General features: G+C 70.9%; 18 protein-coding genes. 12 read left to right on the top strand and 6 right to left on the bottom strand.

All coding sequences use genetic code 11. From position 1 onward, the window contains the following. Nucleotide 1: 1 nt before the first annotated feature. From J2126_RS02860 to gspD, 5 genes are all read right to left on the bottom strand, one after another. Nucleotides 2-2,194, bottom strand: coding sequence for a transglycosylase domain-containing protein (locus J2126_RS02860; RefSeq protein WP_209489788.1), 2,193 nt, complete (start codon nt 2,192-2,194; stop codon nt 2-4). Between the two features lie 167 nt (nt 2,195-2,361). Continuing rightward, the gene (locus J2126_RS02855; protein ID WP_209483748.1) at nt 2,362-2,790 is read right to left on the bottom strand and encodes a YidB family protein; all 429 of its coding nucleotides are present in this window, start codon (nt 2,788-2,790) and stop codon (nt 2,362-2,364) included. Nucleotides 2,791-2,839: 49 nt separating this feature from the next. Beyond that, entirely contained in the window at nt 2,840-3,376 is a 537-nt protein-coding gene (locus J2126_RS02850; protein ID WP_245327185.1) for a tetratricopeptide repeat protein, read from the bottom strand. A 53-nt stretch (nt 3,377-3,429) separates the two neighbouring features. Beyond that, entirely contained in the window at nt 3,430-4,074 is a 645-nt protein-coding gene (locus J2126_RS02845; protein ID WP_209483744.1) for a prepilin peptidase, read from the bottom strand. A gap of 8 nt (nt 4,075-4,082) precedes the next feature. Then, nucleotides 4,083-6,314, bottom strand: a complete 2,232-nt coding sequence (gene gspD, locus J2126_RS02840; protein WP_432445299.1) for a type II secretion system secretin GspD — start codon at nt 6,312-6,314, stop codon at nt 4,083-4,085. 516 nt (nt 6,315-6,830) lie between these two features. Between gspD and J2126_RS02835 the strand changes: the two genes are divergently transcribed. From J2126_RS02835 to J2126_RS02780, 12 genes are all read left to right on the top strand, one after another. After that, a complete protein-coding gene (locus J2126_RS02835; protein ID WP_209483742.1) occupies nt 6,831-8,495 on the top strand; it encodes a GspE/PulE family protein in 1,665 nt (554 codons plus the stop codon). A gap of 4 nt (nt 8,496-8,499) precedes the next feature. Further along, complete coding sequence (locus J2126_RS02830) at nt 8,500-9,708, top strand: type II secretion system F family protein (protein WP_209483741.1); 1,209 nt, start codon at nt 8,500-8,502, stop codon at nt 9,706-9,708. Between the two features lie 27 nt (nt 9,709-9,735). Continuing rightward, on the top strand, nt 9,736-10,185 hold the full coding sequence (gspG, locus tag J2126_RS02825) for a type II secretion system major pseudopilin GspG (RefSeq protein ID WP_209489782.1): 450 nt from the start codon (nt 9,736-9,738) through the stop codon (nt 10,183-10,185). A 14-nt stretch (nt 10,186-10,199) separates the two neighbouring features. After that, nucleotides 10,200-10,676, top strand: coding sequence for a prepilin-type N-terminal cleavage/methylation domain-containing protein (locus J2126_RS02820; protein ID WP_209483739.1), 477 nt, complete (start codon nt 10,200-10,202; stop codon nt 10,674-10,676). Continuing rightward, on the top strand, nt 10,663-11,064 hold the full coding sequence (locus J2126_RS02815) for a prepilin-type N-terminal cleavage/methylation domain-containing protein (RefSeq protein ID WP_209483737.1): 402 nt from the start codon (nt 10,663-10,665) through the stop codon (nt 11,062-11,064). The genes J2126_RS02820 and J2126_RS02815 overlap by 14 nt, the downstream gene beginning before the upstream one ends. Further along, nucleotides 11,061-11,786 (top strand): prepilin-type N-terminal cleavage/methylation domain-containing protein, encoded by a 726-nt coding sequence (locus tag J2126_RS02810; RefSeq protein ID WP_209483735.1) that lies wholly within the window; start codon nt 11,061-11,063, stop codon nt 11,784-11,786. The genes J2126_RS02815 and J2126_RS02810 overlap by 4 nt, the downstream gene beginning before the upstream one ends. After that, nucleotides 11,783-12,724: a general secretion pathway protein GspK gene (locus J2126_RS02805; protein ID WP_209483733.1), complete on the top strand. Its 942-nt coding sequence runs from the start codon at nt 11,783-11,785 to the stop codon at nt 12,722-12,724. The genes J2126_RS02810 and J2126_RS02805 overlap by 4 nt, the downstream gene beginning before the upstream one ends. Beyond that, the gene (locus tag J2126_RS02800; protein WP_209483731.1) at nt 12,721-13,800 is read left to right on the top strand and encodes a PilN domain-containing protein; all 1,080 of its coding nucleotides are present in this window, start codon (nt 12,721-12,723) and stop codon (nt 13,798-13,800) included. The genes J2126_RS02805 and J2126_RS02800 overlap by 4 nt, the downstream gene beginning before the upstream one ends. Then, nucleotides 13,797-14,408, top strand: coding sequence for a type II secretion system protein GspM (gene gspM, locus J2126_RS02795; RefSeq protein ID WP_209483729.1), 612 nt, complete (start codon nt 13,797-13,799; stop codon nt 14,406-14,408). Before J2126_RS02800 ends, gspM begins: the two co-directional genes overlap by 4 nt. Continuing rightward, nucleotides 14,405-15,094: a general secretion pathway protein GspN gene (locus tag J2126_RS02790; RefSeq protein WP_209483727.1), complete on the top strand. Its 690-nt coding sequence runs from the start codon at nt 14,405-14,407 to the stop codon at nt 15,092-15,094. Before gspM ends, J2126_RS02790 begins: the two co-directional genes overlap by 4 nt. Before the next feature lie 114 nt (nt 15,095-15,208). Continuing rightward, the gene (locus tag J2126_RS02785; RefSeq protein WP_348634213.1) at nt 15,209-15,829 is read left to right on the top strand and encodes a TIGR02466 family protein; all 621 of its coding nucleotides are present in this window, start codon (nt 15,209-15,211) and stop codon (nt 15,827-15,829) included. Nucleotides 15,830-15,879: 50 nt separating this feature from the next. Then, nucleotides 15,880-16,362: a copper resistance CopC family protein gene (locus tag J2126_RS02780; RefSeq protein ID WP_209483723.1), complete on the top strand. Its 483-nt coding sequence runs from the start codon at nt 15,880-15,882 to the stop codon at nt 16,360-16,362. Here the strand turns inward: J2126_RS02780 and J2126_RS02775 are convergent. After that, nucleotides 16,259-18,904 (bottom strand): fused MFS/spermidine synthase, encoded by a 2,646-nt coding sequence (locus tag J2126_RS02775; RefSeq protein WP_209483721.1) that lies wholly within the window; start codon nt 18,902-18,904, stop codon nt 16,259-16,261. The two genes, J2126_RS02780 and J2126_RS02775, sit on opposite strands and share 104 nt — an antisense overlap. Between the last annotated feature and the right edge of the window lie 83 nt (nt 18,905-18,987).

Raw genomic sequence — 18,987 nt, 5'->3', positions numbered from 1 at the left:
CTCAGTTCCGGCGCACGGCGGTCGGCATCGGGGTCGCGGGCGCCGCAGGGGCGCCGGCGGGGGCGGGCGCGGCGTTCGGCGCGGGCGTTGCCTGCGCTGCGGCCGGAACGGGGGCTGCTGCGGCACCGGCGTCGGTCATCTTCACCTCCGCCTCCTTGAACATGCGCTCCAGCGCCGCCAGCCGCTCCGCCGAGCGGGGCGAGAGGGTGACGGGTCGCTCGCTGTCGGCGAGGCCGGGCACGTTCATGGCGGCGGGCGGCTCGTCCAGCTTCGGAATGGGCGTGGTGACGCCGGGGATCGGCTTGATCTCGATGCCCTGGTGGGCATAGGCCATCACCTTCTGCCAGGTCATGGCGGGCAGCGAGCCGCCGGTCATCTTGTTCATCATGGCGTAGTCGTCATTGCCGAACCACACGCCGCAGACGTAATTGCCGGTGAAGCCCATGAACCAGGCGTCGCGATAGGCATTGGTGGTGCCGGTCTTGCCCGCGACCTTGGCATTGACGAGGCGGGCGCGGCGGCCGGTGCCGTTCTCCACCACGTTGTTCAGCATGTCGTTGATGTCATAGAGCTGCTGCTGCGGGATGATCTGGATGGGCTTGGGCGCGTCGCGGTCGAAGCGCCACACCACGTCGCCGTTGCCGATGCGCATCTCGATGACCGCGTGGGGGTAGACGCTCTTGCCGCCGTTGGCGAACACCGAATAGGCGGTGGTCATGTCGAACAGCGTCACCTCGGCGGCGCCCAGCGGCAGCGGCGCGCTGATGGGCAGCGGGGTCTTGATGCCCATCTGGTGGGCGAGATCCACGATCTTCTTACGGGTGAAACGTTCCGCGAGGCGCACCGCCACCGTGTTCAGCGAATGCTGGAGCGCGGTCTTCAGCGTGATGGAGCCCATGTAGGAGCGCCCGTAGTTCTGCGGGCACCAGTTGCCGAGGCAGATGGGGGCGTCCTGCACGATGGTGGAGGGCTTCATGCCGCCCATCAGCGCCACGGTGTAGACGAAGGGCTTGAAGGAGGAGCCGGGCTGGCGCAGGGCGTCGGTGGCGCGGTTGAACTGGCTCTCGCCATAGTCGCGCCCGCCCACCATGGCGCGCAGGGTGCCGTTTGGCTCCATCACCACGACGCCGCCCTGCTTCACCTTGTAGTCGCGGCCGAACTCGTTGAGCGAGGTCTCCAGCGCCGCGTCCGCGACCTTCTGGATGTTGGGGTCGAGGCCGGTGCGGACGATGAAGTTGCGCTCGACCACGGATTGGGGAAGCTGGTCCACCAGCTTCTTCACCTCGCCGAAGGCGTAGTCGAGATAGAAGTCCGGCACCTCGTCGTCGCGGCGGTCCACCGGCGTCGCGGGATTACGCCGGGCGCCGAACACCTGACCTTCCGTCATGAAGCCGGCCTCGACCAGATTGTCGAGCACGGTGGAGGCGCGGGCGCGGGCGGCCGGCAGGTTGATGTGCGGGGCGTATTTGGACGGCGCCTTGAACAGGCCGGCCAGCATGGCGGCCTCGGAAAGGCTGACCTCCTTCACCGACTTGCCGAAATAATAGCGTGCCGCCGCATCCACGCCGTAGGCGCCGCCGCCGAGATACGCGCGGTCGAGGTACAGCTTCAGGATCTGGCTCTTGGAGAGGCGCGACTCCAGCCAGATGGCGAGGAAGGCTTCCTTGATCTTGCGCTCGATGGTGCGCTCGTTGGACAGGAACAGGTTCTTGGCGAGCTGCTGGGTAAGCGAGGAGCCGCCCTGCCGCACGCCGCCCGCCCGCGCATTGGTGACGAGGGCGCGCGCCGTGCCGGCGACATCGATGCCCCAGTGCTCGTAGAAGCGCCGGTCCTCGGTGGCGAGGGTCGCCTTGATGAGGTTGTCGGGGATGTCTTCCAGCGGGATGGTGTCGTTCTGCTTGACGCCGCGCTCGCCGATGGAATTGCCGTAGCGGTCGAGGAAGGTGACGGCGAGCTCGGTGCGCTTCAGCCAGTCGTCGGAGGTCTCGCGGAAGGCCGGCATGGCCAGCGCCAGCATCACCATGGCCCCGGCCACGCCCAGCGTGAAGCCTTCCGAGGCCGCGCCGATGGCCCAGCGCCCGACGCCGGTGACGTTGAACCGCTCGGTGAAGGCGGAATAGGCGGACAGGATGTTGCGCGTGCGGGCGCCGAGGCTGAACAGGGAGCTGTCCAGCAGCGCGTCGAAATCGAGCATCAGCCCGCGCAGGCGCTCGAGAAGGGAAGGACGCTTGCGCTCGGTCACGGTGCGGGCTCTGGTCTTTCTCAAGGATGGCCCGATGGCGCCCCCGCGCCGCGACCGGACCTGCCTCTATATAGCGGTCCCGCGCGGCGCGCGCGAGCCTCCCGCCGCACACGCTGACGTCAGGCGGCGGACCGCTCGGGCAGCTCGAACGTGCCGTCCGGGCTCAGCCGGTCCACGATCACCGGCAGGAAGCGGGCCATCAGGCCCGGCAAAGGCGCGGCCGGCAAGTTGAAGGCGGCGGCGAGTTCCGCGATGCGTGCCTCGCCCAGCGCCGCGACGATGGCGTCCGCGTCCACCGGCAGGTTCGGACCGTCGGCGATCCAGCTGTCCAGCGCCTCCGAAAGGCCGCCCGCGCGCAGGGCCTCGGCGAATCCCTCGATGCCGCCGAAGCTGGTGCCGGCCATGGTCCGGTCGATCCAGCCGGGCAAAGCGGCGACGGCTGGGCTGTTCAGGAGGCTATCGAGCAGGCCGCCCACGGCGCCGCTCTTCTTGATCTGGCCGACGACGCTCGAAACGAGCCCGCCGATCATCTGGTCGAACAGGGCCATGCCGCCTCCGCAATCCGGGATCACGGACGGCATCAAACACCCGCCCCGGTTAGAAGGGCGTGAACGAGCGCGGCCGGTTCAGCCAGAGGGGCTGGGGCACATAGGGCGGGGCCGGCATCCACAGGATGGCCTGCTCCTGCGCGGCGGCGATCTGCGCCCGGCTCATCTTGGAGGCCACCGCATCGCGGATGCGGGTGAAGGTGTCGCGCTCCTGCTTGCCGGCGCGGGCGGCGGCGAGGATCAGCCATTTCTGCGAGAGCACCACGTCGATGGGCACGCCCCGGCCCTTGTCGTAGGCGAGGCCGAGAAGGTATTGCGCGGTGGGGTCGCCCTGCTCGGCGGCGCAGCCGTACCATTGGGCCGAAACAACGAAATCCTGCGGCACGCCCTTTCCGGTCTCGTAGAGGTAGCCGACCATCCCCTGCGCCTTCGCATCCCCTTCCCATGCGAGGGGAATGAGCAGCGCGGCGGCGGTCACGTAGTCACCCTTGGCATAGGCGGCGTAGGCGCGGGACTGGGGACCGTCCCGGCTGCCGGCCATCACCGGCCCGGCGGCGAGCGCCAGCGCCAGAATCAGAGCCAGCATCGCGGCACAGCGGCGTAAGGCCTGTGTGGGAAAATTCTCGTCCGGGCGCATGGTCAGCTCGCCTTGAGGAGGAGGGCGTCGATCATGAAGGCGATCCACACCGCCGGCGCGAGAAAAAGGCCGAACGGCAGCCGTCCGTCGAGGCGCAGCGCCCGGCCCGCCGCGCGGCGGCGCAGGGCGTAGGCGAGGAGGGCGGACAGGGCCGCGATCTCGATGGCGAGGGGAATGGCCGTCACCTCCAGCCAGACGCCGGCCAGCACCGCGAGCTTTACGTCGCCGAGCCCCAGCCCGTCGCGTCCGCGCAGCACGCGATAGCCCGTCCGCAGGCCGAGGAAGAGCAGGCCCAGGAGAATGCCGCGCACGCCGGAAACGATCAGCCCTTCCGCAACGTCGTCGGCGGCGAGCACCACATGGACAAGCCCAAGGGCGATGCCGGCGGCGTTCAGGGTATCGGGAATGAGGAAGTGCCGCGCGTCGATGACGGCGATGGCCGCCAGCACCGGCACCAGAGCGGCAAGCGGCAGGCCGGTGGGAAGCCCCGCCACCGCGAGGCTCGCGCCCATGGCGGCGAGGCAGACGGCGGCGAGGGCCGCGACCTCGCCCCGGCTGGCCACGCGCGGATGGGCGCCGAGGCTTCCGGGAAGTCCGTCGCCAAGGGAAGGCTGGTGCACGGCATCACCCGTTGCGGCTTCGGCCATGGCGGGCCTCACCGGTTGATGAGCGGCTGCGGGCCGCCCGGCAGCACGCCCACCGTGCCCTTGAGCTTGGCGCGCAATTCCTCCGCCACCGTGTGGGCATCCATATTGTCGCGGATGATCTGGGGGCGGATGAAGATGATGAGCTCGGTGCGCTTCACCGTGGTGTCCTTATGGGCGAAGGCATCGCCCAAGCCCGGGATCTGGTCGAGCACCGGCACGCCCTGCCGCACGCCGTCGCTGCGCTCGCTGATGAGGCCGGCGAGCAGCACCGTCTGCCCGCTCGTCACCGCGATGGTGCTCTTCACCCGGCGCTGGGAGACGGTGGGGGTGAGGGTCGAGCTCTCGGACGAGCTGCCGTTGGCGGTGGGCTGCTTGGTGACGTTGCTGATCTCCTGCTCGATATCGAGCCGCACCTGCCCGTTCACGTTCACCCGCGGCGTCACGTGCAGGATGATGCCGGTGTTCTTGTACTCGATGGTGTTCACCACCGTGTTCGAGGAGGTGAGCACGGTGGCGCTGCCGGTGGAGACCGGCACCTCGTCGCCCACCTGAAGTGTCGCCTTCTGGTTGTCCACCACCACCACGGAGGGGTTGGACAGCACCTTCACGTCGGTCACGGTGTGCAAGGCGTCGAGGATCATCCGCGGCTGGTTCTCGCGCCCGACCAGCAGGTTGAAGCCGGGCAGCACGCGGTTGATCGCCTGGTCGGTGACGCTTGAGGACAGCGTGTTCATCACGGAGCCGTTGTTCTTGCCGAGGCCCAGATTGTTGCTGGTGAGATAGAACTGCACGCCATAGGCGAGCTGGTCGTTGAGCGTCACCTCCGCCACCGTCGCCTCGATGGCCACCTGCAACTGCGGCTGGTCGAGCTGGAGCAGGGTGCGCTCGATGATGCGGTAGTTCTCCTGGCTCGCGTAGATGAGCAGGGAGTTGTTCACCTGATCGGCGGTGATGCGGACGCCCGAGAGCAGCGCCCCGCCGCCACCGGACGGCCCGGAGCCGGGACCGCCCTGCAGTTCGTTGTCGGTCTCGCCCCGGTTCACCGGCTGGGCGTTCTGGCCCTGGCTCTGGTTCTGGGGCGGCGTCTGGCCGAGGCGCTGCTGCACGGACATGGGGCCGTTCGAGCCACCGCCATTGGATGAAAGCGAGGTGCCCGAGCCCGGCGCGATCTGGTTGGAGGCCTGGTCCAGCCCCTGGGAGGACGTGCCGTTGAACAGCTCGTTCAAAACCCGCGCGGTCTGCCGCGCCTCGCCGTAGCGCAGGCGATAGACGCGCACGCCCACCGAGCTGTCGGAGCGGTCGAGGCGCTCGATCCAGGTGGCGGCGGTGCGCAGCAGGTCCGGCTTCTTGGCCACCACCATCACCGAATTCATCCGGTTGATGGCCTGGAACTTCACCATCTTGTGGCTGAGCCCGCCCTCGCCGGCATCGAGCAGCGTCTCCAGCTCGGTGATGAGCGGTTCCGGCGCGCTGTTGCGCAGGGGGTAGATGCCCACCGACTGGCCGCGCATCCAGTCGGCATCGAAGGAGAGGGCGGTGTTGATGGCCGCCTGTCGCTCCTGCGCCGTGCCCTGGATGAGCAGGACGTTCCGGCCGGGGTCCACCCGCACCATGCCGGCCCGCGTGGCGAAGCTGTCGATGACCGGCATCAGCGTCTCCGCCGAGACATACCGCAGCGGCACCACGGAGACGCCGTAGCCCGGCTCCGGCCGCGATGTGCCGACATCGGTGGCGCCAGAGCCGGCCGCCTCGGTCAGCGGCATCAGCTGGTAGCCGGAGGAATCCCGGACGAGGGCGATGCCGTTGGCGCGCAAGGCGCTCTCCAGCACATAGGCCAGATCGGTGCGGGCGACGGGGCGGGCCGAGGACAGGCTGATGGTGCCCTGCACCCGCGGATCGATGATGACGTTGGCGCCGAGGATATCGGTGAGCACCACCTTGGCGACGGTGGTGACGGGGGTGTTCTCGAAATTGAGATCGTACCCGCCATCCGCCCCGCGCTGCGCCGCGCCCGCCGCCCCGACCGCCGCCGGATCGGTCACGGGCTGCGCGCCGGGGGTGGCAAAATATTCGATGGGCTGGCGATTGTCGGTCGACTGTTGCGGCTGGGCCACAGGCTGCATGGGCTTCGGCGACAGATCGATGTTGCGGACCTGGTCGAATGTGCTCTGGGGCTTCGTATCGTCCATGATGCCCGAGCAGCCGGAGAGGACCGCGGCGAAGAGGATCGCGCACGCCAATACAAGAGTGCCCGGTCGTGGGCTCGACCGGCCGCGCCAATCCTCAATCACGCATCACCCGCTACTTCCGAACGCAAGAGCCGCGCGGCCAGAAGAGCCGTGGGATCCGATAGCCGCATGCAAGGGCCACAGGTCGCAGGCGCGCGCCGAACGACCCTTGGCGCGCATCCTTTAGCGACTGCATGTGACGGATATATAAGGGTTGACCGGAGCCGCTGCCAAGCTTCAGTTAGCTGGCTATCGCCGCTCCGGGGTGGTGTCCGAATGTCGTGACATTGTCATCACGGTGACGCGCGAGCGTCACGGGAGCCGGGAATACCAAGCTGGCGGCTTCGGTGCCCCGCGCGGGCAACAGGCGGCTACCGCAAATGGGCCGGCACTGCGCCTGGAATTGCTTTCCGGCCGCAACCTTCGCCGGTGATGCGGTCCATGTTAATAGCAGTCAAGGTCCAGCTTCAGAAGAGTGCCGCTGCATGACGCGGCGGGATCCGGACTCTGGCTTTCGGGGACGTGGGCATGAGCGGGGAGGGGAGCGCCGATTTTCTGAGCTTCCTCGCCGCGCGCGTCTCGGGTCAGGCGGCCGGGGGCGGAACGGACACCCGTCCGCTGCGTCAGGTGTGGGAGGCGAGTGAGCTCACCGCTGGCGATTTCGCCGATGAGGTGGCCCGCTTCTACCGGCTGCCCCGCATCGCCCTGCCGGAGCTGATGGCGGCTCCCTCCCTCGTGTCCAGTTTCACCCCGCGCTTTCTGCGCGAGATGACCGTGCTGCCCTTCCGCGCGGCGGACGGCACGGCCTGGCTCGCGGTGGGCGATCCCACCGACGAGACGGTGGTCCGGGCGGCGGAGATCGTGCTGGGGAGCAAGGTCACGCTCGCCGTCGCCTCCTTCGAGGATATCGCCACCGCCTTGGCCGAACGGCTCGGCGCCGACGAGGCGGCCGCCCGCGAGGCCGCCGGTCCCGCCACGGCGCGGGCCGAGGACGACATCGACAGTTTGCGCGACCTCGCCTCCGGCGCGCCGGTGGTGCGGGCGGTGAACGATCTGTTCGACAAGGCCATGGAGCTGCGCGCCAGCGACATCCATATCGGCCCGTTCCGCACCGGCCTCGAGGTGCGGCTGCGCATCGACGGCATGCTGCGCCCCATCCATGCGCTCGCCGACGTGCTGCCGCAGGCGGTCATCTCGCGCATCAAGATTCTTGCCGGCCTCGACATCGCCGAGCGCCGCCTGCCGCAGGACGGCGCGGCGCGCCTCAAGCTCGGGCGCGACGAAATCGACGTGCGCGTCGCCATCATGCCCACCCAGCACGGGGAAAGCGCCGTCATCCGCCTGCTGGCGCGCGACCGGGGCGTGCTCACCGTGGACAAGCTGGGCCTCGCCCCGCACGACCGCGAGACGCTGATGAAGCTGCTCGCGCTGCCCCACGGCATGGTGGTGGTCACCGGCCCCACCGGCTCGGGCAAGACGACCACGCTCGCCACCATCCTCTCGGTTCTCAACGAGCCGACCCGCAAGATCCTCACCATCGAGGACCCGGTGGAGTACGAGATCCGGGGCGTGTTCCAGTCGCAGGTGCGCCCGCAGATCGGGCTTACCTTCGCGGCGGCTCTGCGCTCCTTCCTGCGCCAGGACCCGGACGTCATCATGGTGGGCGAGGTGCGCGACCCGGAGACGGCGCACATCGCCGTCCACGCCGCGCTCACCGGCCATCTGGTGCTCACCACCCTGCACACGGACACCGCCGCCGCCTCGGTGCCGCGCATGCTGGACCTCGGCGTGGAGGGCTTCCTCCTCAAGTCCACCTTGCGCGCGGTGATCGCCCAGCGCCTCGTCCGCCAGCTGTGCGAGCGCTGCAAGCGGCCGCACACCCTTTCGGTCTCGGATGTGCGGGACGACCCGCGCTATGCCGCCCTCGGCCTCGCGGCGGGGGAGACGGTGTACGAGCCGGTCGGCTGCGAGCGCTGCGGCGGAGCCGGCTATCGCGGGCGTATCGGCGTGTTCGAGGTGCTGACCCTCTCGGACGACATCCGCGAGATGATCGACCGCCATGCCGGCGCCGCCGCCCTCGACCGCGCCGCCATCGCCGGCGGCATGACCACCATGCTGGACGATGGCGTCGCCAAGTGCCGCGCCGGCCTCACCTCGGCCGCCGAGGTGCTGCGCGTGACCACGGTGCGCTGAGCCCATGGCCACTTTCTCCTACCGCGCGCTCACCCAGGCCGGGCAGATCGTGAGCGGCGAGATCGCCGCGCCGACCGAGGCGGAGGTGCGCCGCCGCATCGAATTCCTCGGCCTCGTGCCGGTGGAGACGACGCCGCTCAAGGAGAAGAAGGAGAGCGCCTTCGGCTTCACCTTCGGCGCGCCCAAGGCGGAGGACGTGACCCTCTTCACCCGCGACCTCGCTCTGCTGCTGCGCGCGGGCGCGCGGCTGGACGAGGCGCTGGAACTGCTCACCGGCGACACCGACCTCGGCCGCATGCGCGCCGTCGCCCGCAAGATCCGCGCGGACGTGCTGGCCGGCGAAAGTCTGGCGGAGGCATTGGCGTCCCATCCCAAGCTTTTCCCGCCGGTCTATGTGGCGCTGGTGAAGGTTGGCGAGGCCTCCGGCACCGTGGACCGGATGCTGGAACTGGTCGCCGCCGAGCGCCAGCGGGCCGAGGAGCTGCGCCGCAAGGTGGTGTCGGCGCTGCAATATCCCGCCTTCGTGCTGGTGGCGGCAGGCGGCGTGCTCGTCTTCTTCCTCATGTTCGTGATGCCGCAATTCTCCTCCGTGCTGCGCGACATGGGGGCGAAGCTGGACCCCATGGTGCAGGTGCTGCTCGATCTGTCGGACGGATTGCAGGCCCACGCCATGGAGGTGGGCATCGCGGCCGTGGTGCTTCCGGCCCTCACCTTCCTCGCGCTTCGGCGGAAGGAAGTGCGCGGGGCGGTGACGGGCGTGCTCTCCAAGCTGCCTCTGGTGCGCACGGTGCTTCTGTTCCGCCGTTCGGCCGTGTTCTGCCGCAACCTCTCCATCCTGCTCGGCAACGGCGTGACGCTGACCGCCGCGCTGCGCATCATCGTGGACGTGATGGCGGCGGGCGAAGAGGCCTCCGTCTGGGCCAAGGCGGCGGACCGGGTGCGCCACGGCGGGCGGCTGTCGGATGCCTTCGCCGAGGGCGACGTGCTGCCGCCCATGGCCATCCGCATGCTGCGCCTTGGCGAGGAGACCGGCCAACTGGCCCTGCTCTCCGGCCGCATCGCCGATTTCTACGAGGAAAAGCTCCAGCGCGCCCTCGCCAGGGTGGTCGCGGTCATCGGCCCGGCGGCCATCGTCACCATTTCGGTGGTGGTGGGCGGGCTCATCGTCTCGGTCATGACCGCGTTGCTGTCGGTCAGCCAAAGCATCGGGTGACGAAACGTGAATCAAGGTCCCGCCCCCATGATGGCCCATATCCCGTCCCGCTCTCGTCGCCGGAAGAGCGAAGGCGGCTACACGCTGGTGGAACTGCTGGTGGTCATCACCATCATCGGCCTCATCGTCGCCCTCGTGGGGCCGCGCGTGCTCGGCTATCTCGGCGACAGCAAGGTGAAGACGGCGAAGATCCAGATCCAGGGCTTCTCCAGCGCCCTCGATCTCTTCTATCTGGATGCCGGCCGCTATCCCTCCTCGTCGGAAGGGCTGAACGCGCTGGTGCAGCGGCCGGGCAATGTCTCGACCTGGAACGGGCCGTACCTGAAGGGCGGCACCGTGCCGCTCGATCCCTGGGGCAAGGCCTACGCCTATCGCGCGCCGGGCCAGCATGGGCCGTTCGACATCGTCTCCCTCGGCTCCGACGGGCAGGAGGGCGGCACGGGCAATGCCGCCGACGTCACGAGCTGGGCGCGGTAGGCCGGAGACGTCGCATGTCGCGCGGGCGCGCAAAGGCGGGGGGCGGCGAGGCGGGGTTCACCCTGCTGGAGGTCGTGTGCGCCCTCGCCATCGTCGCCGCGCTGGCGACCCTCGCGCTGCCGCGTCTCGCGCCGGGCACCTCGCGGGCGAAGCTCGAATCCCTCGCTGTGGAGGCCGCCGCGCTTTTGAAGGCCGACCGCGCCGCCGCCATCCGCCGGGGCGTACCGGTGGCGACGGCGGTGGATGCCACCGGCCGACGCATGACCTCCGGCTCAGCCGGCCGGGTGGTGCGCGTGCCCGGCGACGTGCAGATGGACACCGTGCTGCCCGCGACCTGCGACGGCCGGCCGGCGCGCGCCTCGGTGCAATTCTTCCCCTCCGGCCTCTCCTGCGGCGGCGTGGTGGCCATGCTCAAGGGCGGGACGGGCTATGAGGTGCGGGTGAACTGGCTCACCGGCGGCGTCGAGATTGTGCCCCGTGGCCGCTCCTGATCTGCGCCTCCGGCGCCGCACCGCCGGTTTCACCCTGATCGAGGTGCTGGTGGCGCTGGCGGTGGTCGCGGCCTCTCTCGGCGCCATCGCCATGGTGGCGGGCTCCAGCCTGCGCGGCACCAGGATCCTGGAGCGGCGGGTGGCGCTGCTGCAGACCGCCCGCGCCGTGGAGACGGGCATTCCGAGCCGCGATCTCATCCAGATCGGCCGCACCGAAGGCGAGATCGCCGGTCATCGCTGGCAGATGGACGTGCAGCCTATGACGCTCGCCGGCCTGCCGGACACTGCGCCCTGGACGCCCCTCGACATCCGCATCCGCGTGCGCGGCCCCGGCGGCGAGATGGTGGCGCTGGAGACGGTGCGCCTTGTGCGGAGCCGGCCGCAATGAGCACCATCGCCTCGCGCCGCCGCCGCGCCGGCTTCGGCCTCATCGAGATCCTGGTGGCGATGACGCTCACCGGGCTGGTGCTCGCCGCCATCGCCATGGTGACGGCGAAATGGCTCCCCGCCTGGCAGCGCGGGCTGGGGCGGGTGCAGCAGAGCGAACTTGTCGCCCTCGCCCTCGACCGCATGGCGGCGGACCTCGCCGCCGCCGCTTTCCTGCCTGCCGTGCAGGGTGGGGCGGAGACCCTGTTCCAGGGATCGTCCGAGCGCGTGGTCTTCGTGCGCGAAGTGCTCGCGCCCGGCGCGGCGCGGGGCTTGGAGGTTGTCGAATTGGCGCCCGTGCCGGACGGGCGCGGCTCCGCCATGGTCCGCCGCGCCGCGCCCTATGCGCCGCCGGCCGAGGCCGGGGGGCTTCCGTCGTTCGGCGCGCCGGTGCGGCTGCTGCGCCCGCCGGTCAGCGTCTCCTTCTCCTATGCCGGCCGCGACGGGGCATGGCACGCCGAATGGCGCGGCGAGGAGGAACTGCCGCGCGCGGTGCGCATGGTGGTGCGCGAGGGGGGGCGGGCCACCGGCGCCTCCACCTCCGTCACCATCCGCTCGGACGCGCCCGCCTTCTGCGCCGCCGACGCCACCAAGCCCATCTGCGGGACCGCCATCGGCTTCAGCGGATCGCGCGCGAAAGCGGTCTCCGGCGCGGGCGGCAACGGCGGGGGAGCGACGCAATGAGCGCGATCCGACTCAGGCGCGCCCCGGCAGGGACGGAGCGCGGCTTCATCCTCGTGACCGTGCTGTGGATTCTCGCCGCCCTGGCCGCCTTCACCGCCGTCTATGCGGTCTATGTGGCGGACACGGCGTCGGCCTCCGCGGTGCGCACGCAGACGCTGCGCGCGGATGGGCTGGCGATGGCGGGGGTGGAACTGGCGGCGCTGCGTCTCCTCTCCGTGCCGGCGCAGGAGCGGGCGACCAGCGGCGAGGTGCGCTTTCGCATGGGCGAGGCCAACGTCTCCGCCCGCTTCGCCGACGAGGCGGCCCGCATCGATCTCAACGCCGCCGCGCCGCCCGTGCTGTCCGGCCTGTTCCAGGCGTTGGGCGTGCCGGAACCGGCGGCAAAGGCCTATGCCGCCAGCATCGCCGCCTGGCGCGCGCCCGCCTCGGGCGACAAGTCTTCTGCGGTCGGCGATGCCGAGGCGGGACATGGGCAGGGCGCCTTCGCCCATGCGGCGGAACTGGCCCGCGTGCCGGGCCTGCCGGCCGACGTGGTCGCCGCCGCGCTGCCTCACCTCACGGTCTATGCCGGACGGCGGGAAGTGAATCCGGACATCGCGGGGCCGATGGTGCGCGCGGCGCTGGCCAAGGCGGGGCAGGGGATGGACGACATCGACACCGCCACCTTCGCGACCTCCGGCGAGGACAAGGCGGGCGGCGAAGGCAGCGTCGTCGCGGGCGCCTCGGGCATCGCCACCACGGCCGGGGACACGGCGCGCGTGACCGTGCGCGTCGCGTTCGACGACGGACGGCGGCTGGGTACGGAGGCGGTGATCCTTTTGCGGGACTTCGGTGTCGATCCTTATCGCGTGCTCCTGTGGCGCGATCTCTCGTGGCGGGAGCTTGCCGACGACGCGCCTCCCGCCGCCCGCCGGAAGACGACGGGAGGACGGCCATGAGCCTGGTTCCGGGCGCACCCGACGCCTCGCTGTTGACCCGCGCCATCGATGGCTTCTCGGCCTTCGTCGACCTGACGGCGACGGCCCTCGCCACGGCCCTCGCCGCCGGCCGGGCGCGGCTCGGCCGGATGCGTGCGGTGCGGATCGAGGAGCGGGAAGACGGCGCCTTCGTCCTTCCCGGCGCCGTACCGTTCCCCCTTGCGGCCGCCGCATCGCATGGCGTGCCGCCCGAGGTCGCAGCGTCGCTGAAGGGCCGGGAGGTGGAACTGGCGCTTGACCCCGCCCGCTTCCTGTTCCGTCCGCTCGATCTGCCGGAGGGGGCGAGGCCCTATCTCGACGGCATCGTGCGGGCGCAGATCGACCGGCTCACGCCCTGGAGCGCGGCAGAGGCCGCCTTCGGCTGGACGGCGCCCGAACCGCTGGGCGACGGCCGCATCCGCGTGATGGTCGCCGCCACCCCGCGCGCTCGTCTCGCCCCCGCCCTCGATGCGCTGAAGGCGCTCGGCGTCGGCCATCTGGTGCTGACGACCCGTCAAGGCGATGGCGCGTCCATCACCGTTCATGCCGGCGCGTCCGGCGAAGGGGCCGGCACGGCACGCCTCAGGCAAGTGTTGCTCGGCGTGCTTGCGGCGGCGGCCCTCGCGGCGACATTCGCGTCCGGCGTGTCCGGCTTCTTGGGCGGCAGCCTCGACGAGGAGCAGCAGACGCTGGACCAGGCCATCGCCGCCCGCCGCCGCGCCATCGCCGCCGCCCGCGACGGACTGGGCGCGGAGGGCGCGGCCCTGCGCGGTCTGGAGAAGGCCAAGCGCGCGCAGGCGCCGACCGTGCTCGTGCTGGAGGCGCTCTCCCAGGTGCTGCCCGACCACACCTATCTCTCGGCCCTGACCATCCAGAACGGCAAGGTGGAGCTGACCGGCGTCTCCCGCGAGGCGCCCTCCCTCGTCCGGCTGCTGGAGGAATCGAAGCACTTCTCCGCCGCCACCTTCGTCGCCCCCACCACCCGGCAGCCGGGGGATGCGGGGGAGCGCTTCCAGATCCAGGCCGACATTACCGTGCCGTTCGAGGTGACCCAGTGACCGCCGCCGCGCCCGCCCGTTCCCGCCGCACGCTGGCGCTGGCCGCGCTGGGCTATGGCGTGCTCGTCGCCGTGCTTCTGGCCGTCGCGTTCGGCGAGGTGGCGGACGTGCTGGCCAAGCGCGCGGCGGTGGCGGAGGCGCAGGATCTGCTGGACCGGCTGGAAGGGCGAAGGCCCCCCCGGCCCGGCGCCGCCGGGGCCGAAGAGCGCGGCTCCCCCTTCCTCGAGGGCGCGACGGTGACGGTGGCTGGCGCATCGCTGGCCGAGCGCGTCGCCGCCGCCGCCGATGCGGCGGGCGGGCATCTCGTCTCTTCCAGCGTGGAGCTTGGCGCCTCGCCGCTGGGTCCTGGCTTCGTGGCGGTGGCCGCGACCATCGATATCGGGCAGGAGGATCTGCAGAACCTGCTATATGATATCGAGACGGGGCAGCCCTTCCTGTTCGTGGATCCCCTTGTGGTCCAGGCCCAGGGGCAGGGCGCTGCTCTGGGGCAGCTGGACGCGGATGGAGCCGAGGGACGGATGCAGGGCGATGGCGCCGAAGCACGGGGGCAGGAGGGACGCATCCAGGTGATGCTGACCGTCCATGGCCGCTGGCGGGGGGCGCGATGATCCGCCTCGTCCCCCCATCCGCGCGCCGTCGGCGCTTGCTTGCGCTCGCCCTTGCCCTTCCGGTTGCCGTCGCGGGGATCGCCACCGCTGTTTCCGCGGCCTCGACCGAGGTGGAGGCGCCCCCGCCGCAGATCGAATTTCTCGCGCCCGGCCAGCCGCCCGCCCGCCCCCCCACGGCCAGCGCCGACCCCGAGCGCGGAAATCCCCTGTGGGCGGTCCCCATCGAAAGCCTGTCGGCGACCCGCGACCGCCCCCTGTTCACGCCCTCGCGCCGCCCGCCCGATCAGCCGGTGGCGCTGGCGCCTCCGCCGCCCTCCGCACCGCCCGCCGCCGTCGCCGCGCCGCGTCCGCAACTCGCGCTGATGGGCACGGTGGTGAGCACGGCCGGCAGCATCGGCATCTTCACCGATCAGGCCAGCGGCCAGATCGTGCGCCTCAAGGTCGGCGATGCCCATGGCGGTTGGACGCTGCGCAGCGTCGGCCCGCGCGATGTGGTCATGCACGGCAGTGCCGACACCGTGACCCTCGCCTTGCCCGCCCCCGGCAAGGGCGGCCCCCAGCCGCCGCGCGGCTCCGAAGGCCCGTTCGCCGCGGCGCAGGTCGGCAATGCGAAGCCGGTGGCCGGGCAGGTGCTGGTGCCGCGCCGCACGAAGCCCTCTCCGGCGGATCTCGATTCGAGCCATTGACGGTTGGCTTCGGGCGTTTGCCGGCCGCGCGTCACCTCAGGTCGTCATCGTGGGGTCATGGGCCATAGGGAAAGTGCGCCGTCTCCCCGTCTCGCGCACATCGGCCGGCCTGTCGTGACCCAGCTCATCGGACTTTTCCCCACCCCCGTGATGCGCGTCGAGGGCCTCGTCGGCCCCGCCGACGTGGCGGCGCTCGCGGCCGAGGTGGCGGACCGCACCTCGCTCACCAACGCCTATTCGGACCTGCTCTCCCACACGCCCGTGGCGGGCGACCAGTCGGACACCCTGCTGTCGCGGCTCGGCGCGCTGGTGCTGCCCAAGGTGACGGAGTTCGGCGAGGTGCTGTTCGGCGAGGCGCTGCGCTGGCAGATCAAGGAAATCTGGGTGAACGTGCTGGAACCGGGCGGGCACCAGGCCATCCACACCCATGCCAACAGCTTCATCTCCGGCGTCGTCTATCTGACGGAAGCGCACCCCTCCGCCAACATCGTCTTCCACAAGGCCATCGGCGGCAGCGGCTTCATCTTCGGCAACACCAATCCCAATGCCCGCATCAACGCCTTCAACGGCGGCAAGTTCGCCATGCCGCAGACGGGCGCGGGCGATCTTGTGATGTTCCCGAGCTACCTGCTGCACGAGGTGCCGGTGAACAAGGGCGGGCGGCGCATCTCGGTGGCGTTCAACGCCATTCCCGACCGCCTCGACAATTTCGGCTACGCCATCCACTTCACTTGAACGCAAGAGCACGCCTTTTCAGGGAGAGGCCCATGTTCAGGGAGAGCCCCATGCGCCTTCATGCAGCAATCGCGGTCGTTTTAGGTGTCGGCCTCGCGGCGACAGGGGCGCAGGCCCAGTGCGCGTTCGACCAGTCCGTTCCGAACGCCAACGCGGTGCTGATCGAGACGCAGCCGGAAGTCACCATCGACTTCACCGACGAGTTCCGGCTCGACGACGTGCGGGTGGTGAGCCTCGACGACAAGGCCGTGTGGCCGACCGATTGGGCGCGTCCGTCGCAGGAGGTGCGCCAGACCGCGTTCCGCATGACCCAGCCCCTGCCGCCCGGCAAGTATCTGGTGGAATGGAACGGCTATCTGCGCCGCCACCACCATGCGGACGGCGGCTCCATCGCCTTCACCGTGGCAAAGGCGGGGGAAATCCCGCCCGTCACGCCGGCGGCAGCCGGGACAGCAGCCGCCGCGCCTCGGGCCGGCTCGGGTTCGCCCTATCCAATGCTTCTAGGAGCCGCCGGGCGCCCGAAGGATCAGTGACGGCGAGCTGTCGCGCCATGGCGAGCACGGGCGCGTAGGCGGCATCGAAATCCGGGCTGATGCGCACCAGCTCGATGAGCTGCGGCGCCAGCGTGCCGATGACGTCGCGCGGACCCTTCGCCGCCAGCGCCCGGGCGCCCATGCCGATATAGCCGTCCCGCGCGGTCCAGTAGGCGGCGAGCCGCGCCTGCGTGGCGGGATCGGCCCCGGCCAGCAGCGCCTCCGGCGCCGGATGAAGCGCCGCGAGGAGCGCCACCAGACGGTCGGCCGGCCGCTCGCTGGCGGCATAGGCGGTGCCCGGGGCGGCGGCCGTCACCACCGGCCGGTCGTCGGTGTTGAGCGGGGCATCGCCGGCGAAGCGGGCCAGCTCCGCCGGGCCGGCGAGGTGGAGGCCGAAGAGGGCGAAGCTGCCGTCCATATCCACCGCCTTCAGCCCCGCCGCGAGTGCGCGGTCGCGCACGCGGCGCTCCACCCAGTCGGCCGGGTAGGCGGCGGGCGTGCGGCGGCCCACCAGCGCCACGAGCGGCGTCTCCACGCTGAATTGGGCGAGCCATGCCGTCGTGTCCGGAAACACGTCGAGGAAGGTGCGCACGATCACCCGCAGCGTCGCGATGTCGAGCTGGTGCAGCGGCAGCCACTGGCAGAACAGCCCGTCCGGCGCGAGGCGGTCGCGGATGGCGGCGAAATGCTCGCGGGCATAGAGCGCGCCGGAGCCGTCCACGGAGGGGTGGTAGAGGTCCGCGACGATCACGTCATAGGGCGTCGTCCCGGCGCGCACGAAGCGGCGGGCATCGGCCACATGGATGCGGATGTCCGGATTGCCGGCGAGGCGTGGCGGCGTGCGCTCGAAATAGGGGAAGCTCTCCACCACCTCGGGCACCAGTTCCACGCCCTCCACCTTGAGGCCGGGATGGTCGCCGGCGGCGGAGAGGGTCGCGCCAGTGCCGAGGCCGAGGAACAGGGCGCTGTGCGGATTCGGATGCAGCAGCAAAGGGATGTGCGCCTGCCGGTGGTCCGAGCGCATGGAGGCGCTGCCGCCCATGCGGAAATGGTTGTTCACCTGCAGGTGGCGGTCGCCGGCGGAATTGCGCACCACGCTCACCGCCGCCATCACGCCGTCGCGGTGCCATTCCAGCGCGCCGCCTTCCGGGACCTGCACGAAGCGCAGGGAGATGGGCGCGAGCACCAGCGCCAGCGTCGCCGTCAGCGTCAGCCCGCCGCCGGCCAGCGCCGCGCGGCTCCGGAGCGGCAGCGCCAGCACATAGGCGGCGGCAAGCAGCGCGAAGGCGTATTTGGCCCCCATCAGGGGCAGCAGGACGGGGCCGAACAGCATGGGCGCCAGCGCAGCGCCCAGCGTATTGGCCGCGAGCCCCGGTCCGACGCCGCCGAGCCGGTCGGATGCGCGCTGGGCAAGGGCGGTGAACAGCGCGCCCATGGCGAGGGTGGGTGGCAGGAAGGCCAGCGCGGCGATGGCGACCTCGGCCGAGAGCCGGCCGGCCACTGTGACGGGCAACACGGCCTTGAGGCCCGAGAGAATCACCCCGGAGGCGCCGAGCAGCGCCGCTCCGGCGAGGCAGGCGAGGGCGGTGAGTGTGACGAGCCAGCCGATCGTGCCCTCTCCACCCGGCCCGCGATTCGCCTCCCACCGGGCATAGAACGCCGCCCCGAGCGCGGTGCCGGCAAGGTAGCAGGCGAGCAGGATGGCGAAGGTGTAGATGGTGTTTTCGAGAATCTGGCTCAGCACCCGCACTGTCAGCACCTCATAGCCGATGCCGAGAAGGCCGGTGAGGAACAGGGGGACCAGAACGGGTAGCGCGGCGGATGCGGTCTCAGGCGCGCGAATCGGGCGAGTGACCGGCGCCGCTGCGGAGTTCCGGGCTACGGCCAGCATCGCTGCCGCGCACAGCGCATTCAGGACGGCGCACAGAACCAGCGTCGCATTGAGGCCGAGGGCGGGGATGATGAGGAAGGCGGTGGCCAGCGTGCCCGCCACCGCGCCGAAGGTGTTGGCGGCATAGACGTGCCCCACCGCCGCCCCGGAGGCGAGTCGCGGCGCGAGCACGGCTTCAAGCGCCGGCAGGGTGGCGCCCATGGCGAGGGTCGCCGGCAGCAGCAGCACGAAGGGCAAAGCGAAGGCGACGGACCATTGCCGCAGCGCCGAGGCATCCACCGGCACCAGCGTGGGCACGAGATCGCCGAAGTGCGGCGTCGCGACGATGAGAACCAGCGCCCAGGCGCCGATCACCAGCTCAAGGCCGGCATACCAGACGGCGGGCCGCCGGCTCGCGGCGATGGCTCGGCCCAGCAGCAGGCTGCCCAATGCGAGGCCGCCGAACAGGGCGGAAATCACCCCCAGCACCGCCACCAGCTCATGGCCGAGGCTGACGGCGAGCATGCGGGTCCAGACGATCTCGTAACCGAGGCCCGCGAAGCCCGAGAGGGTCGCGACCAGCGTTATGGCGATGCCGGTGCGCGCGTTTCGGCCGAGCGTCAGGTCCTGCGACGCGGCGGATCGGGACTGCGAAGCCTGAACCTGGGACATGAACGAGACGATCCCTGAAAGCGAAAGAAGCCGGAGGCCCGAAGGCCCCCGGCATCCGAAGGTCTCGCGCCGGCCGTGGCCGG

Origin of the sequence: Xanthobacter flavus, from assembly GCF_017875275.1 — a bacterium.
GTDB classification, from domain to species: domain Bacteria; phylum Pseudomonadota; class Alphaproteobacteria; order Rhizobiales; family Xanthobacteraceae; genus Xanthobacter; species Xanthobacter flavus_A.
This window is presented reverse-complemented; position numbering and strand designations above follow the sequence as displayed.

What these genes read in the sequence shown, in the direction of transcription:
- J2126_RS02860 (WP_209489788.1), bottom strand. Translation starts at nt 2,194, where the DNA reads ATGCTCGATTTCGACGCGCTGCTGGACAGCTCCCTGTTCAGCCTCGGC.
- J2126_RS02855 (WP_209483748.1), bottom strand. Translation starts at nt 2,790, where the DNA reads ATGGCCCTGTTCGACCAGATGATCGGCGGGCTCGTTTCGAGCGTCGTC.
- J2126_RS02850 (WP_245327185.1), bottom strand. Translation starts at nt 3,376, where the DNA reads ATGCTGGCTCTGATTCTGGCGCTGGCGCTCGCCGCCGGGCCGGTGATG.
- J2126_RS02845 (WP_209483744.1), bottom strand. Translation starts at nt 4,074, where the DNA reads ATGGCCGAAGCCGCAACGGGTGATGCCGTGCACCAGCCTTCCCTTGGC.
- J2126_RS02835 (WP_209483742.1), top strand. Translation starts at nt 6,831, where the DNA reads ATGAGCGGGGAGGGGAGCGCCGATTTTCTGAGCTTCCTCGCCGCGCGC.
- J2126_RS02830 (WP_209483741.1), top strand. Translation starts at nt 8,500, where the DNA reads ATGGCCACTTTCTCCTACCGCGCGCTCACCCAGGCCGGGCAGATCGTG.
- gspG (WP_209489782.1), top strand. Translation starts at nt 9,736, where the DNA reads ATGATGGCCCATATCCCGTCCCGCTCTCGTCGCCGGAAGAGCGAAGGC.
- J2126_RS02820 (WP_209483739.1), top strand. Translation starts at nt 10,200, where the DNA reads ATGTCGCGCGGGCGCGCAAAGGCGGGGGGCGGCGAGGCGGGGTTCACC.
- J2126_RS02810 (WP_209483735.1), top strand. Translation starts at nt 11,061, where the DNA reads ATGAGCACCATCGCCTCGCGCCGCCGCCGCGCCGGCTTCGGCCTCATC.
- J2126_RS02805 (WP_209483733.1), top strand. Translation starts at nt 11,783, where the DNA reads ATGAGCGCGATCCGACTCAGGCGCGCCCCGGCAGGGACGGAGCGCGGC.
- J2126_RS02800 (WP_209483731.1), top strand. Translation starts at nt 12,721, where the DNA reads ATGAGCCTGGTTCCGGGCGCACCCGACGCCTCGCTGTTGACCCGCGCC.
- J2126_RS02790 (WP_209483727.1), top strand. Translation starts at nt 14,405, where the DNA reads ATGATCCGCCTCGTCCCCCCATCCGCGCGCCGTCGGCGCTTGCTTGCG.
- J2126_RS02780 (WP_209483723.1), top strand. Translation starts at nt 15,880, where the DNA reads ATGCGCCTTCATGCAGCAATCGCGGTCGTTTTAGGTGTCGGCCTCGCG.
- J2126_RS02775 (WP_209483721.1), bottom strand. Translation starts at nt 18,904, where the DNA reads ATGTCCCAGGTTCAGGCTTCGCAGTCCCGATCCGCCGCGTCGCAGGAC.